This window comes from Streptomyces sp. NPDC048644 (assembly GCF_043199105.1).
In the GTDB taxonomy this organism is placed as follows: Bacteria; Actinomycetota; Actinomycetes; order Streptomycetales; family Streptomycetaceae; genus Streptomyces.
Map to the genome: position 1 here is coordinate 134,469 of NZ_JBICVO010000009.1, position 14,061 is coordinate 148,529.

Annotated in this window: 14 protein-coding genes; 2 read left to right on the forward strand and 12 right to left on the reverse strand. The window is 73.2% G+C overall.

The window, feature by feature from the left end; genetic code table 11:
- Positions 1–6: 6 nt before the first annotated feature.
- The 5 genes from ACGFNI_RS21915 to infC all read right to left on the reverse strand — a co-directional run bounded on the left by ACGFNI_RS21915 (position 7) and on the right by infC (position 3,727).
- Entirely contained in the window at positions 7–1,155 is a 1,149-nt protein-coding gene (locus ACGFNI_RS21915) for an ATP-binding protein (protein ID WP_393686135.1), read from the reverse strand.
- Between the two features lie 82 nt (positions 1,156–1,237).
- Complete coding sequence (locus tag ACGFNI_RS21920; protein WP_393686137.1) at positions 1,238–2,092, reverse strand: TrmH family RNA methyltransferase; 855 nt, start codon at positions 2,090–2,092, stop codon at positions 1,238–1,240.
- Between the two features lie 130 nt (positions 2,093–2,222).
- Positions 2,223–2,606: a 50S ribosomal protein L20 gene (gene rplT, locus ACGFNI_RS21925; RefSeq protein WP_030278319.1), complete on the reverse strand. Its 384-nt coding sequence runs from the start codon at positions 2,604–2,606 to the stop codon at positions 2,223–2,225.
- Positions 2,607–2,709: 103 nt separating this feature from the next.
- A complete protein-coding gene (rpmI, locus tag ACGFNI_RS21930) occupies positions 2,710–2,904 on the reverse strand; it encodes a 50S ribosomal protein L35 (RefSeq protein WP_215182940.1) in 195 nt (64 codons plus the stop codon).
- 121 nt (positions 2,905–3,025) lie between these two features.
- Complete coding sequence (gene infC / locus ACGFNI_RS21935) at positions 3,026–3,727, reverse strand: translation initiation factor IF-3 (protein WP_393686140.1); 702 nt, start codon at positions 3,725–3,727, stop codon at positions 3,026–3,028.
- Between the two features lie 306 nt (positions 3,728–4,033).
- Here infC and ACGFNI_RS21940 point away from each other — a divergent pair, with 306 nt between their 5' ends.
- Positions 4,034–4,417, forward strand: a complete 384-nt coding sequence (locus tag ACGFNI_RS21940) for a DUF1844 domain-containing protein (protein WP_393686142.1) — start codon at positions 4,034–4,036, stop codon at positions 4,415–4,417.
- A 72-nt stretch (positions 4,418–4,489) separates the two neighbouring features.
- Here ACGFNI_RS21940 and ACGFNI_RS21945 read toward each other — a convergent pair whose 3' ends face one another.
- From ACGFNI_RS21945 to ACGFNI_RS21960, 4 genes are all read right to left on the reverse strand, one after another.
- Entirely contained in the window at positions 4,490–5,227 is a 738-nt protein-coding gene (locus ACGFNI_RS21945; RefSeq protein ID WP_393686144.1) for an MIP family channel protein, read from the reverse strand.
- Positions 5,228–5,340: 113 nt separating this feature from the next.
- Positions 5,341–6,075: an SseB family protein gene (locus ACGFNI_RS21950; protein ID WP_393686145.1), complete on the reverse strand. Its 735-nt coding sequence runs from the start codon at positions 6,073–6,075 to the stop codon at positions 5,341–5,343.
- Between the two features lie 53 nt (positions 6,076–6,128).
- Positions 6,129–7,298, reverse strand: a complete 1,170-nt coding sequence (gene mycP / locus ACGFNI_RS21955; protein WP_393686146.1) for a type VII secretion-associated serine protease mycosin — start codon at positions 7,296–7,298, stop codon at positions 6,129–6,131.
- The gene (locus ACGFNI_RS21960) at positions 7,295–8,839 is read right to left on the reverse strand and encodes a hypothetical protein (RefSeq protein WP_393686148.1); all 1,545 of its coding nucleotides are present in this window, start codon (positions 8,837–8,839) and stop codon (positions 7,295–7,297) included. The genes mycP and ACGFNI_RS21960 overlap by 4 nt, the downstream gene beginning before the upstream one ends.
- A 399-nt stretch (positions 8,840–9,238) precedes the next feature.
- Here ACGFNI_RS21960 and ACGFNI_RS21965 point away from each other — a divergent pair, with 399 nt between their 5' ends.
- Positions 9,239–10,456 carry an amino acid deaminase/aldolase gene (locus tag ACGFNI_RS21965; RefSeq protein ID WP_393686149.1) on the forward strand — a complete coding sequence of 406 codons (1,218 nt, stop codon included), beginning with the start codon at positions 9,239–9,241 and terminating at the stop codon, positions 10,454–10,456.
- A 40-nt stretch (positions 10,457–10,496) separates the two neighbouring features.
- On the opposite strand, the gene ACGFNI_RS21970 is transcribed toward ACGFNI_RS21965, so the two are convergent.
- The 3 genes from ACGFNI_RS21970 to ACGFNI_RS21980 form a co-directional block, all read right to left on the reverse strand.
- Positions 10,497–11,810 (reverse strand): haloacid dehalogenase-like hydrolase, encoded by a 1,314-nt coding sequence (locus ACGFNI_RS21970; RefSeq protein WP_393686151.1) that lies wholly within the window; start codon positions 11,808–11,810, stop codon positions 10,497–10,499.
- A 95-nt stretch (positions 11,811–11,905) separates the two neighbouring features.
- Positions 11,906–12,691 carry a 3-oxoacyl-ACP reductase gene (locus ACGFNI_RS21975; protein WP_393686152.1) on the reverse strand — a complete coding sequence of 262 codons (786 nt, stop codon included), beginning with the start codon at positions 12,689–12,691 and terminating at the stop codon, positions 11,906–11,908.
- A complete protein-coding gene (locus ACGFNI_RS21980; protein ID WP_393686154.1) occupies positions 12,688–14,058 on the reverse strand; it encodes an aldehyde dehydrogenase family protein in 1,371 nt (456 codons plus the stop codon). Before ACGFNI_RS21980 ends, ACGFNI_RS21975 begins: the two co-directional genes overlap by 4 nt.
- Positions 14,059–14,061: the final 3 nt, after the last annotated feature.

The window sequence follows — 14,061 nt, forward strand, 5'->3', positions numbered from 1 at the left end:
GATCTCCTACGCCATGAAGGCCGGAGTCGCGACGGGCAGGATAAAGCGGAATTCGGCGCCGCCCGCAGGGGCCCGGCCGACGGTGATCGTCCCGCCGTGCGCCTCGACGATGCCCTTGACGATGTACAGGCCGAGGCCGGTGCCGCCGCGCTTGCTGCCCCGCCAGAAGCGGGTGAAGACGCGGCTCATCGACTCCTCGGGGATGCCGGTGCCCTCGTCGCTCACCGTGACCGCGGTTCCTTCCGTGTGGCTCGCCCGTCCTGCGGCTGTGACCTCGATGGTGACGGTTCCCGCGCCGTGCCGCACCGCGTTTTCCAGGAGGTTGCCCAGCACCTGGTCCACCTTGTCCGGGTCCGCCCACAGATCGGGCAGCGGTTCGCGGAGCCGGATCATGAAGCGTTCCGGGGCCTGGCCCGCCGTGGTCTGCGCCTGGACGTGCCGGCGCACCGCCGCGATCATGTCGACCCGCTGCCGCCGCACCTCAAGACGCCCGGAGTCGATGCGCGAGATGTCCAGCAGCTCGGCGATCAGCCGGGTGACGCGGTTGGCGTCGGCGTCGACAGTCTCCAGCATCAGCCGCTTCTGGTCGTCGGTGAAGCGCTCCCACTTCTGGAGCAGGGTGGCGGTGAACCCCTTGACGGAGGTCAGCGGCGAGCGCAGTTCGTGCGCGACAGTGGCGATCAGCTCGGCGTGGCTCAGCTCCGTACGGCGCCTGGCCTCGGTGCCGCGCAGCGCGACGATCAGCCGTCGGACAGGGCCCGTCGGGACGCTGCGGACGTAGCGCGCCGAGACCAGGACCTCCCGGCCGCCCAGCAGCAGATTGCGCTCCGGCTGGCCGCGGCGGATGGCGAGGCCGCCGTAAGGGTCGGTGAGCTGCCACCAGCGGCGGCCCTCGACGTCCTGGAGCGGCAGCGCCTGGTCCAGGGGCCGGCCGAGCGCGTCCTGCGGGTCGGTGCCGGTGATCCTGGCGGCGGCGGTGTTGAAGCAGATGACGCGGCCGTCCTCGTCGGCGACGACGAGGCCGTCGGGCAGGTCGTCGGGGCCGAGGCCGAGGTCTGCCGCGGTGTGGTCGGGACGGGCCGCGGCCGACGCGGAATCGTGGTCCTGCGGGCGGATGTCCGCAGCGGCGGCAGCACCGGAAGTCCTCACGCTCATCCCCTGTTTCCCCCTCCGGGCCCCGGGCACGTCACCCTACTAGCAACGGCCGTAGGTGCCGGGGCGATCCGCCGGACACCCCTCAGGCGGGTGACGCGCCGCGGCAGCCGCCGGCCGTGCGCTGGGCGCGGGCCGAGGCATAGAGGCAGACCGCGGCGGCCGTCGCGAGGTTGAGGCTCTCGGCCTTGCCGTGGATGGGCACCCGCACCACGGCGTCCGCCAGGGCCCGGGTCTCCTCCGGCAGGCCCCACGCCTCGTTGCCGAAGATCCAGGCGGTGGGGCCGCTCATCGCGCCGGCGTCGAGTTCGGCGTCGAGATCCCGCTCGCCCGCGCCGTCGGCGGCCAGCAGCCGCGCACCGGCGCCGCGCAGCCCCGCCATCACCCGCTCCACCGGCACGCCGACGGCCACCGGCAGATGGAAGAGCGAACCGACCGATGCGCGCACGGACTTGGGGTTGTAGAGGTCGACGGACGCGTCGGTGAGCACCACCGCGTCGGCGCCCGCTGCGTCGGCGCAGCGCAGGACGGTGCCGGCGTTCCCGGGGTCGCGGACGTTGGCGAGCACCGCGATCAGCTGCGGCCGGGCGGCGAGGATGTCGTCGAACGGCGTGTCCAGGAACCGGCAGACGCCGAGCAGGCCCTGCGGGGTGACCGTCTGGGAGATGTCGGCGACGGTCCGGTCGTCGGCGTGGTGGACGCGGACCCCCGCGGCGTGCGCGGCGGCGATGATCTCGGCGTGCCGCTCGGCGGCCTCGACGGTGGCGAACAGCTCGACGAGGGTGGGCTCGCCGCCGACGCGGTGGGCGATGGCCTCCCGTACGGCCTGCGGGCCCTCGGCGATGAACCGGCGTTCCTTGCCGCGGAAGGCGCGGCGGGCCAGCCGCCTGGCGGCGGCGACGCGCGGGGAACGCGGGGAGATCAGCTCGGGGGTGCCCATGGGCGGCGGCTCGCTTCTTTCGTACGGTGCGGGGCGGGCGGCGGGTGTGGCGCCGCCGGTCCGGTAAACGGCGGCGGACCCGCAGGCCGGGGCCTGCGGGTCCGCTTCACCACGTGCGTCAGGCCGGTGTTCAGGCGGCCTTCGGAGCGTTGACGTCGCTCGGGAGCGCCTTCTGGGCGACCTCGACGAGCGCGGCGAACGCGTTCTCGTCGTTGACGGCGAGGTCCGCGAGGATCTTGCGGTCCACCTCGATGCTGGCGGCCTTCAGACCCTGGATGAAGCGGTTGTAGGTCATGCCGTTGGCGCGGGCAGCGGCGTTGATGCGCTGGATCCACAGCTGACGGAAGTCGCCCTTGCGCTTCTTGCGGTCGTTGTAGTTGTAGACGAAGGAGTGGGTGACCTGCTCCTTGGCCTTGCGGTACAGGCGCGAGCGCTGACCGCGGTAGCCGCTGGCCTGCTCGAGGATCGCCCGGCGCTTCTTGTGGGCGTTGACCGCCCGCTTGACGCGTGCCACTTGTTAACTCCTTGTAGCGGGGCCGTGGTTGTTCGTCACACGGCCCGGTTCGATTTAGTCCCGGTCCTGATCGCGCGCCGCCTGCGATGAGGGGCGCGACGACTCACTTGCCGAGAAGCTTCTTGATCTTCGCGGCGTCGCCCGGGGCCATCTCGGCGTTGCCGGTGAGGCGACGCGTCAGACGGGACGACTTGTGCTCGAGCAGGTGGCGCTTGCCGGCGCGCTCGCGGAGCACCTTGCCGGAGCCGGTGATCTTGAAGCGCTTCTTGGAACCGCTGTGGGTCTTGTTCTTCGGCATGCGCCGTTCTCTCCTCGTCAGTGGCGCCCCCACCGGCCGGGCCGGCCCGGGAGCGTCAGAATGTTTCGGTTGGTGTCCGGGGCGGGCGCCCCGGCGCAGGTCCGGGGCTCACGCCCGGGAATCACGCCTCGGCGGGCTCCTCGTGGGACTCCTCGGAGGGAACCCCACCCTGGCGCTCCGCCTTGCGGGCGGCCTGCGCCTCGCGGGCCTCGGCCATCGCCTCGGTCTTCTTCTTGTGCGGACCGAGGACCATGATCATGTTTCGGCCGTCCTGCTTCGGATTCGACTCGATGAAGCCGAGGTCCTCCACGTCGGACGCGAGCCGCTGCAGCAGCCGGAAGCCCAGCTCGGGGCGGGACTGCTCGCGACCACGGAACATGATCGTGATCTTGACCTTGTCACCCTGCTTGAGGAACCGAACGACGTGACCCTTTTTGGTGTCGTAGTCGTGCGGGTCGATCTTCGGCCGGAGCTTCATCTCCTTGATGACCGTGTGCGCCTGGTTCTTGCGCGCCTCACGGGCCTTCATGGCCGACTCGTACTTGAACTTTCCGTAGTCCATGAGCTTGCAGACCGGCGGACGTGCGTTCGCGGCCACCTCGACGAGGTCGAGGTCGTACTCCTGCGCAAGCTCCAGGGCCTTCGCAAGCGGCACAATGCCGACCTGCTCGCCGCTGGGACCGACGAGTCGCACCTCAGGGACGCGAATCCGGTCGTTGATGCGGGGCTCGGCGCTGATGGATCCTCCTCGGTAGCACCACGCGACGGCCTGGCGGACTGCCGCGTAACGTCTTTTTCGGTGTGACCTACCGCGCCGGTACATGAAAAACGCCCCGGACGGGACACAGGCGGGGCTCCGTGAATGGATCAGGAGCACCGCCGCGAAGGTCTCCGCGGGGCGCAGCCGGACCGTGACCCGCCAACCGTGAGGTCGGTCGGGTGGGAGATCGGAGCCTCCACTTGCGGGCCGGTCACATGAGTGTCCGGCCGGTCGGAACACCAGAATACACGAGTCAAGGGGTACGGACCCACTCGTGCGTCCGCTCCCCTTCCCGGCCGGGGAAAGGGCCGTGCCGCGCGGGTCATAGGGTGGACGCGATCCCCTCAGCAGGAAGAGAAGTCCCACGACATGAGCGACCAGACTCCGCAGCAGCAGCCCGGCACCCCCGACCCGGCGAATCCGGACTTCGACGCGATGACCCGTGACATCGCGGACGTGCCGGCGGTCGAGGTGATCACGACGGTGGCGGTCCACCTGATGAGCTCGGCCGCGGTCAACCTCGGCCTCGCCGAGGAGGGCGAGACGCACAAGGACCTGGACGAGGCGCGCAAGCTCATCCACGCGCTGGCCGGCCTGGTGACGGCCAGCGCCACCGAGATCGGCTCGTACCACGCGGCGCCGCTGCGGGACGGACTGAAGTCGCTCCAGCTGGCCTTCCGCGAGGCGTCGGTCGTCCCGGACGAGCCGGGCCAGGGCCCCGGCGAGAAGTTCACCGGTCCCGTCTACGGCTGATCGGGCGAAAGACGCAGCGGGCCCCGGCCGGGGTGAACCGGCCGGGGCCCGCTGCGTTCCGGGGTGCCGCCGTCAGGGCGTGTGCTCCTTCGCCGCGACCTCGTCGGCGATCAGCCGCGGCTCATGGGACGGGTGGGTGAACTGGTGCACCACGGCCGCCAGGGCGCCGCCGAGCAGCGGGGCCACGATGAACATCCACAGCTGGGTGATCGCGGCGCCGCCGGCGAAGAGCGCGGGGCCGATGCTGCGCGCGGGGTTCACGGACGTACCGGTCAGCGGGATGCCGACGAGGTGGACGGTGGCCAGCGCCAGGCCGATCGGCAGGCCGTCGAAGCCGATCACCGCCACCTTGTGCGTCACCGCCAGCACGACGAAGACGAAGAGGAAGGTCAGCACCAGTTCGGTGACGAAGGCGCCGCCGGTGTTGAGGTGGACGGCCGAGCGGTCCCCCCAGCCATTGCTGCCGAAGGACTCGTGGGTCTGCAGGCCCGGGATCTGCTTGGCCACCAGGAAGAGCAGGGCGGCGCCCACGATGCCGCCCAGCACCTGGGAGATCCAGTACTCGACAGCCGTACGGATATCGATCCTGCGGGCCAGCAGCATGCCGAGCGTCACCGCCGGGTTGATGTGGCACCCGGAGATCGGCCCGAGGGCGTAGGCAAGTGCCAGCATGACGAAACCGAAGCTCAGCGCGATGCCGAAGGTGCCGATGTACTCGCCCGCCAGCACCACTGCGCCGACGCCGAAGAACACCAGGAGCAGCGTGCCGAGGAATTCGGATATGACCGTGCGGGTCTCCGTGGTCTCCATGTGGGCTCTCCTCGCGTGGATCTTGCTCTCTTCTCGCATTGTGGGCCCGTGGAGCACGACGCGCCCGTTGGCGAGGAGGAGCCCGGCGGCGGGAGGAAGAACCGGGAGGCGGGTCAGCGGCGGTAGAACGGCTCCTCCGCCGGACCGGCGCCGGGCGGCAGCAGGGCCAGGTCGAGTCCGCGTACGAGCCGGGCGCGCAGGGCGTCGTCGGTGGCCAGCGCCTGCGCCAGGCGCTGCGCGACCTCGGCGGTCGGGGCGTCGGGCGCCAGGCCGAGCGCGAGGGTCGCGTCGGTCTCGGCCGACGGTGCGAGGTGGGCGACGAGGACGGCGGGCTCGGCGGCGAGCAGGGTGCGCAGCGCGTCGGTGACGGCGGGGTCGGTGCGCGGGTCGGCGCTCTGCCTGCCTTCGGCGAGTGCGCGCAGGGCGGCGCCGGTGAGCTGGTAGGTCACCGGTCCCGCCAGGTCGACGACGACGGTGTCGGCCTTTTCGTGCGAGGCGGCGAGCAGCGCCTGCTGGAGCGGCACCGCCACCGGCCTGGCGTCGGGCCGCCAGCGCTTGAGGGTGTCCATCGACGTGAAGGCGGGCAGCGCGCGGCGGCCGTCGGGTGCCTGGAGGGTGGGGACGGCCATGTCGCTGGTCTTCTCGCGGCGCAGGCCGTCGGGTCCGGTCTCGCTCTCGCCGAGCACCGCGACGACCGGGACCAGGACGCGGGCGCCCGACAGCGCCTCCAGGAGCCGGGGTTCGGTGCTCCGGTCGTCGTCATAGGCGGCCAGCGCGGCCTCCAGGGCGGGGTCGGCGGAGCCGTCGTCGTCGGAGAAACCGGGGTCCGGAATGTTCTTCTGCGCCACGGGGGTGAGCCTAGCCGCCGGGCCGGGCGCCGCCGGGGGCGGGTGTGCGCGGGTCAGCGGTGGCCGTGGCGGTCGCGCCAGAGCACGAAGGCGGCGGCCAGCAGGCCCGCTCCCGCGGCGGCGGCGCTCCAGGGGAGCCAGCCGGCCGAGCCGGTCTTCGCGGGCTCGGCGACCGGTCCGTTGCCGAAGTAGCGCTCGGCGTGCGCGGCGGGTGCCGGTTTCTGGGCGGTGGGCTCGATGTCGTCGCCTGCCTCGATGGCGGCTGCGGGGTCGACCAGACCTGCGCCCCGTTCGTCGTCGCGGCCTCCGTCCGGGCGGTCCTGCGCGGTGTCGATCAGCAGCTGCCTGATCTGTGCCGGGCTGAGTTCGGGGTGGACGGAGCGGATGAGCGCGACGCTTCCGGAGACGAAGGCAGCCGCGGCGCTGGTGCCCCAGCCCTCGTAGTAGGTGCGGTCGGGGTTGACGGTGACGACCTGTTCGCCGGGTCCTGAGACGGCGGCGTACCAGTGCTTCGTCGAGAACCTGGACCTGACTCCGTAGCGGTTGACCGCGGTCACGGCGATGACGCCGGGGTAGGCGGCGGGGTAGGAGGCGCGGTTGCCCTCCTTGCCGCCGTTGCCCGCGGAGGCGACGACCGGTACGCCCTTGCCCAGGGCGTACTGGATGGCGGCGTCCTCGCGGGGTTCGGGGTGCGCGGAGGCGCTGTCGTCGCCGAGGGAGAGGTTGATGACGTCGGCGCCATGGTCGGCGGCGTAGCGGATGCCGTCGGCGAGTGCCCCTGAGCGTTCGGCGCGGGCGCGTTTGCGCTGCGGGTCGTCGTCTTCGAGGATCACCCGCACCGGCAGGATGCGGGCCTGCGGTGCGACGCCGAGCACGCCGTCGACGCGTCCGGGGCCATGGCCGTGACCTGCGATGATGCCGGCCATTCCGGTGCCGTGGGTGGCCCAGGCCGGGTCGCCTTGCGCCGCGCCGAAGCCGACGAGGTCGCGGTCGGGCAGCACCTGGCCCTTGAGGTCGGGGTGGCTCGCGTCGACGCCGGTGTCCAGGACGGCGACGGTGATGCCGTCGCCCTTGGTGGTCTGCCATGCCTCCTGGGCGTGGATCGCCTCCAGTGCCCATTCCTGGGCGCGGATGCCGTCGGCGCGGGCCGGTACGGCGGGCAGCACGGCCAGCGCGGCCGAGCCGAGCGCGACGGCGGCGCCGCGCAGCAGGGCTCCGGTCATGACGACGCCTCCGTGGTCCGGGTGACGCTGCCCGATGCCTTGCGGAAGGTGGCCTCGATGCGGTCGGCGAGGTCCTTGGCGTCGTGACCGAGGCCGGATTCGGCGGGGGCGGTGGTGGCGCCCGCCGTGGTGGCCGCGGTGGCGGGCTGCGGGGTGTCGACCGTGCGTCCGTCGGCGAATCCGGAGACGGCGAAGACGATGACCGGTATGTCGGTGAGCACGCGGATGCTCCAGCTGGCGCGCCGTTCGGGCCCGAAGTCCGCGGCGGGGGTGCCGTCGGCCGGGTATGTGCGGGGCAGCAGGCCCGCGCGCCGGTCCAGGCCCTGGGTGGTGAAGCGGGTGTGCAGGGCCTTGAGGGTGTCCTGGTCGGCCTTGGCGACCTGGGCGCCGACGGTGATGAGGTCGGTGCGGGTGGCGTCTATGTAGGTGGCGCGCAGCAGGCGGGTGCAGCCTGCCGTGGCGAGCGCCTTGGCCAGCGGCGGGTCGTAGGCGTCGGCGCAGCCGCTGTCGGGGGCGAGGGCGATCCGGGTCCAGCGGCGGTCGGCGCCTCCGGGGCCGATGCCGAATCCGTCGACGGTGCGCGGGAAGAGCGCGTCGACGGGGGTGTTGCGCCAGGCGTCGCGGCCCTTGGCGAAGGTGACCTCGGCCGTGGGGCGGGTGTCGGCGTCGTCGGTGAGCCAACTCCCGGCCACCGCGCCGCCGATGAGGCCGACGCCGAGTACCAGGCAGATCACGGCGGCGAGCACGCGCGGGGCGGGGCCGCGGGCCGGGACGAGCAGTGAGGTGCGGGGTGGGGCGGGGGGAAGGTGGGCGGGCGGGAGCGGGGTCCTGGGGCCTGGGAGTCCTGTGGTGCGGGGGGTGGTGGGTGCGGGGGGTGCGCCGGTGGGCGGCGTCGCGGCGCGGGTGCGCGACGGGGCGGTGCCGTCGGCGTTCCCGGTGCTCCGGGCGGACTCGGTGCGGGCCGTCCACAGGTCCTGGCTGCGGGCGAGGTGGAAGGCGGCGGTGTCGCGGAAGGGCGCGGGCCTGCGGGCGGGCGGCGCGGCCGGGGGCACGGCGGGCGCGCGCTCCGGGCGTGGCGGCACGGCAGGCGGCGTCCCGGGGCGCGGCGGGGTACCGGCGGGCGCGGCTGCGGGCTGCGGGGCGGCGGCCCGGCCGGCGGCGGTCGCGGGAGCCCGTCCCGGGGCGGGGGCGGGGGCGGGGGCGGGCGGCACCGTGCGCAGGACGGCGGTGCGTGACTCGCTGCCGGGCTGCGGCTCCTCGTCGGACGGGGCGGGCACAGGGGCCGGTTCCGCGGCCGGGGCGGACGCCGAGGCCGAGGTCCGGTCGAGCGAGGGCACGGGAGTGTCGGACGGCACCGTGCGCAGGACCGCGGTCCGCGAGCCCTCGCCGGGCTGCGGCTCCTCGTCGGACGGGGCGGGCACAGGGGCCGGTTCCGCGGCCGGGGCGGACGCCGAGGCCGAGGTCCGGTCGAGCGACGGGACGGGGGCGTCGGCCGGCACCCTGCGCAGGACCGCGGTCCGCGGGTCGTCGTCGGTGTCCACGGGCGGTGCGGGCGGGGCCTGTTGGCCCGACGGCTGCGGCTGCGCGGGAGTCTTGGGGCGTTCCCCGGGACGTACCTCGGAACGCGCGACGGCGGTCGCGGTCCGTTCCGGTGCTCGCGGCGGGGTGGGCGGGGCCTGCGGTGGCGGGGGTATCGGAGGGGTGTTCCGCGTTCCGGCACAGTCGGCCTCGGTGCTCACCCGCGCCCCCTCGCGCCGCTCGCCCCGCGCCCGACCAACAATCGGGGCAAGGTGGTCCGTATCCACACAAACCGCCGCTGACCTGGTGGTTGCGGCGTACCGCCACTCTACGGGCTGGCGCGGGCGGGCCTCCAACCCTGTGTCCGTTCTGTCGCTATCTCCCCTCTACCCAGTGGTAGGCGTCTCTGGCAGGCTGCCGCCATGTCCCACTACCCCGCCGACGCGTATGGCGACAAAGCCCGTTACGACCGGGCGACCGCGCACCTCGATGCTCCGCTGGCCCTCGTCGATCTGGACGCGTTCGACGCCAACGCCGCCGATCTGGTGCGCCGCTCGAAGGGCAAGCCGATCCGGGTGGCGAGCAAATCGGTGCGCTGCCGGGCGCTGCTGGAGCGGGTGCTGGCGCGCGACGGCTTCGCGGGGATCATGAGTTTCACCCTCGACGAGTCGCTGTGGCTGGCACGTTCGGGGTTCACCGACATCCTGCTGGCGTACCCGTCGGCGGACCGCACGGCCTTCGGCGAGCTGACCGCGGACGCCGGGCTCGCCGCGGCGGTGACGGTGATGGTCGACGACCCCGCGCAGCTGGACCTGATCGACGCGTCCCGCCCGGCCGGCCGCGGCGCGGAGATCCGGGTGTGCCTGGAGCTTGACACCTCGTACCGCCTGATGGGCAGCGCGGTCCGGGTCGGGGCGCGCAGGTCGCCGCTGCACCGGCCCTCCCAACTGGCCGAGCTGGCCCGCGCGGTGGCCGCCCGCCCCGGGTTCCGGCTGGTGGGGCTGATGGCGTACGAGGGGCATGTGGCGGGGGTGGGCGACGAGGTGGCCGGCAAGCCGGTGTTCTCGCGGGCGGTGCGGGTGCTGCAGGCGGCGGCGCGCAAGGAGCTGGCGCAGCGGCGCTGGGAGGCGGTACGGGCGGTGCGGGCGGTGGCGCCGCGTCTGGAGTTCGTCAACGGCGGCGGTACCGGCAGTGTGCAGCACACGGCGGCGGAGGCGGCGATCACCGAGATCGCGGCCGGTTCGGGCCTGTACGTGCCGCGTCTCTTCGACAACTTCCGTTCGTTCAGCGGGCGTCCGGCGGCGCTGTTCGCGCAGCCCGTCGTGCGCCGTCCGGGGCCCGGCGCCGTGACGGTGCTGGGCGGCGGCTATCCGGCGTCGGGCGCCGCGGGCGCGGACCGGCTGCCGGAGCCGCATCTGCCCGCGGGGCTGCGCTACGACCCGCAGGAGGGTGCGGGCGAGGTGCAGACGCCGCTGCTGGGGGCGGCGGCCGACCTGCTGTCGATCGGCGACCGGGTGTGGTTCCGGCACGCGAAGGCCGGTGAGCTGTGCGAGCGGTTCGCGCGGCTGCATCTGGTCGCGGGTGACCGGGTGGTGGAGACGGTGCCGACGTACCGGGGCGAGGGGCGTACGTTCCTGTGAGCGCGGGCCGCGCGGCGTCGGCGCGGCCCACGCTGCGGTGTCAGGCGTGGATGCGGTCGTGCTGGTCGGGCACGACGGTGCCGTCGGGGCGGCGGACCGGACCGGGGACGCCGTCGGTGTTGGTGTAGCCATCGGTGGCGCAGGGGTAGGCGCCGGACTTGCGGCCCATCGGCTCGATGAACATCGGGTTGATCACCCAGCGGTCGTCGGCGTTGTCGTAGCCGCGGCACATCAGTTCGGTCTTGTTGCGGTTGATGGCCAGGTGGGCGCTGGTGGCGTCGTTGACGAACGTGACGTCGGTGTCGGCGTCACCGCCGCCGAGCGCGATGCGGTGCGCGGGGTCCTGCTTGCGCCAGGCTTCGGCGCCCTTGATGTGGAAGATCTCCTGGTTGATGAAGCAGCGCTTGCCGTCGATGTAGGGGATCGCCTCGCCCTGGCCGGTGGGCACGTCGCCGCAGCCCTGCATGCCGTAGGTGATCCTGCCGTTCTTCATGACGCTGCGGATCGCGACCGTGTGGGCGCGGTCGAAGCCGACGGACTGTGACCAGACCTCGGCGACGGGTTCGGATCCGGCGGAGACGATGTAGACGTCGAAGCCGGCCCGGCGCAGGGTGCGGACCAGGTCCTTCTGCTGCTCGTAGTAGCGCACGTAGGCGGGGAGCGTGTGGGTGCCGATCTTCACGGTGCTGCCCACGGGCGCGGCGAGCGCGGCCTTGCGTCCGGCGGCGGCGATCCGGCGGAGTCCGGCGTCGGTGTGGCCGGCGAACAGCTGCGGCACCCAGGCGTACTGGGGCACCGTGCGCCGGTGGTTCCAGGTGCCGGCGAAGGCCGCCGCGCCGCTCATGGTCCTGCCCTCGCCGCGGATCTCCAGGATCTCGTCGGCGCAGTCGGCGTCGGTGGAGGTGGGCAGCGGCTTGCCGACGGGTACGGAGGTGCCGCAGGCCGTGGTGAGGGCGCGGTCGGCCTCGGGGGTGAGCCACTTGCTGGTGTCGCTCCAGCGGGCGGGGCGCAGGATCTTGTCGTGCCGCAGGGACCAGTTGATCGTCGCGTCGGTGACGTCGTTCTTGGTCATGGTGTTGTCCCAGTCGAACGCGGCGACGGGGGCCCGGCCGTGGCCGTGGGCGAGTCCGGGGTGGCTGCAGGTGCCGCGCTCGTTGATGGCGCGTTGCAGCTTGGCGCGGTTGTGGCCGTACCACGGCAGGTCTCTGGAAAGCTGCGGGCAGTTCGTGCCGGGCCGGGCCGCCGCGGTGTCCTGGGCGGCGGGGCGGGCCGGGGTGGCCGCGGTCGCCGGCACGCTGCCGGCGAGGAGCGCGGTCACGGTGAGGCCCAGGGCGAGGGCGTGCCTGTGGCGCATGAGAACTCCGGTGTGTCCGAGGGGCAGGATGACACCGGGGCCGGCACCACTGCGGCGCCGGCCCCGGTGTGATCATGCGACCTTATCGAGGCAGGTCACACGGGTGTGACATACGCCCCGGCGATGCCGCCGTCGACGAGGAACTCGGCGGCGTTGACGAAGGAGGAGTCGTCACTGGCGAGGAAGGCGACGGCGGCGGCGATCTCCTCGGGCTCGGCGAACCGGCCGGCCGGCACGTGCACGAGGCGGCGCGCGGCCCGCTCCGGGTCCTTGGCGAACAGCTCCTTGAGCAGCGGGGTGTTGACGGGCCCCGGGCACAGCGCGTTGACCCTGATGCCCTCGCGGGCGAACTGCACGCCCAGTTCGCGGGACATGGACAGCACGCCGCCCTTGGACGCGGTGTAGCTGATCTGCGAGGTGGCGGCGCCCATCACGGCGACGAAGGACGCGGTGTTGATGATGGAGCCGCGGCCCTGGCGCTGCATGTAGGGCAGGGCGTGCTTGCAGCAGAGGTAGACGGAGGTGAGGTTGACCTCCTGGACGCGCTTCCAGGCGTCGAGCCCGGTGGTGAGGATGGAGTCGTCGTCGGCCGGGGAGATGCCGGCGTTGTTGAAGGCGATGTCGACCGATCCGTAGGTGTCGAACGCGGTCTTGTAGAGCGCCTCGACCTGCTCGGCGTCGGTCACGTCGACCTGGACGAAGGTGCCGCCCACCTCGTCGGCGGCGGCCTTGCCCGCGCGCTCGTCGATGTCGGCGCAGACGACGTGCGCGCCTTCGGACGCCAGCCGGCGGGCGGTGGCCAGGCCGATGCCGCTGCCGGCTCCGGTGATCACGGCGGTGCGGCCCACCAGGCGGCGGCACACGGGGGTCTGGTCGGTCACTTGCTCTCCTCGGTGCTGATGAAGACGTTCTTGGTCTCGGTGAAGGCGGCCAGCGCGCCGGGGCCCAGTTCACGGCCGAGCCCGGACTGCTTGAACCCGCCGAAGGGGGTCGAGTAGCGCACGCTGGCATGGGAGTTGACGGAGAGGTTGCCGGCCGCGACGGCGCGCGAGACGCGCAGCGCGCGGCCGACGTCGCGGGTCCACAGGGAGCCGGACAGGCCGTAGTCGGTGGCGTTGGCGATGCGGACGGCGTCGGCCTCGTCGTCGAAGGGCAGGACGACGGCGACCGGGCCGAAGATCTCCTCCACCGCGCTGCGGTCGTCGGGCCTGCCCTCCAGGACGGTGGCGGGGTACCAGAAGCCCTTGCCCTCAGGGGCCTCGCCGCGGAAGGCGACGGGGGCGCCCTCGGGGACGTAGGACCGTACCCGTTCGCGCTGGGCCGCGGAGATCAGCGGGCCCATGTCGGTGGCGGGGTCGGCGGGGTCGCCCGCGGTGAACGCCTTGACGGCGGGCTCCAGCAGCTCCATGAAGCGGTCGTACACCGTGCGCTGGACGAGGATGCGGCTGCGGGCGCAGCAGTCCTGTCCGGTGTTGTCGAGGAAGGAGCCGGGGGCGGCTGCGGCGGCTGCCTCGATGTCGGCGTCGGCGAAGACGATGTTGGGGCTCTTGCCGCCGAGTTCGAGGGTGAGGCGCTTGGTCTGCGCGGCGCAGCGGGCGGCGATCTGCCGTCCTGTGGGGGTGGAGCCGGTGAAGACGACCTTGGCGACGCCGGGGTGGTCGACCAGCGCGGTGCCGGTGACGGGCCCCTCGCCCGGCAGGACCTGGAAGAGCCCTTCGGGCAGCCCGGCGTCCAGCGCGTACTGGGCGAGCCGCAGCGCGGTGAGCGGGGTGGTCTCGGCGGGCTTGAGGAGGACGGCGTTGCCGGCCGCGAGGGCGGGGGCGGTGCCCCAGGCGGCGATCGGCATCGGGAAGTTCCAGGGGGCGATGACGGCGACGACGCCGAGCGGTTCCTGGAAGGTGACGTTGATGCCGCCGGCGACCGGAATCTGACTGCCCGTCAGACGTTCCACTCCACCGGCCGCGTAGTGCAGCAGGTCGCGGACGTTGCCCGCTTCCCAGGTGGCGTTGCCCAACGGGTGGCCCGCTTCGATGAGTTCGAGTTGGGCGAGCGGTCCGATGTGGGTGTCGACGACATCGGCGAAGCGGCGCAGCAGGCGGGCCCGGTCGCCGGGCGGCAGGGCCGCCCATTTCTCCTGGGCGGCGGCGGCCCGCAGGACCGCGGCGTCGACCTCGGCGGGCGAGGTGGCGGGGACGGTGGCCACCGTGTCCTCGGTCGCCGGGTTGATGATGTCCAGCTCGTGCAGCACGTG

Bases quoted from the DNA above. Each gene is read 5' to 3' on its own strand.
- rpmI (WP_215182940.1), bottom strand. From the start codon at position 2,904: ATGCCGAAGAACAAGACCCACAGCGGTTCCAAGAAGCGCTTCAAGATC.
- ACGFNI_RS21965 (WP_393686149.1), top strand. From the start codon at position 9,239: ATGTCCCACTACCCCGCCGACGCGTATGGCGACAAAGCCCGTTACGAC.
- ACGFNI_RS21970 (WP_393686151.1), bottom strand. From the start codon at position 11,810: ATGCGCCACAGGCACGCCCTCGCCCTGGGCCTCACCGTGACCGCGCTC.
- ACGFNI_RS21945 (WP_393686144.1), bottom strand. From the start codon at position 5,227: ATGGAGACCACGGAGACCCGCACGGTCATATCCGAATTCCTCGGCACG.
- ACGFNI_RS21920 (WP_393686137.1), bottom strand. From the start codon at position 2,092: ATGGGCACCCCCGAGCTGATCTCCCCGCGTTCCCCGCGCGTCGCCGCC.
- mycP (WP_393686146.1), bottom strand. From the start codon at position 7,298: ATGACCGGAGCCCTGCTGCGCGGCGCCGCCGTCGCGCTCGGCTCGGCC.
- ACGFNI_RS21915 (WP_393686135.1), bottom strand. From the start codon at position 1,155: ATGAGCGTGAGGACTTCCGGTGCTGCCGCCGCTGCGGACATCCGCCCG.
- ACGFNI_RS21940 (WP_393686142.1), top strand. From the start codon at position 4,034: ATGAGCGACCAGACTCCGCAGCAGCAGCCCGGCACCCCCGACCCGGCG.
- infC (WP_393686140.1), bottom strand. From the start codon at position 3,727: ATGTACCGGCGCGGTAGGTCACACCGAAAAAGACGTTACGCGGCAGTC.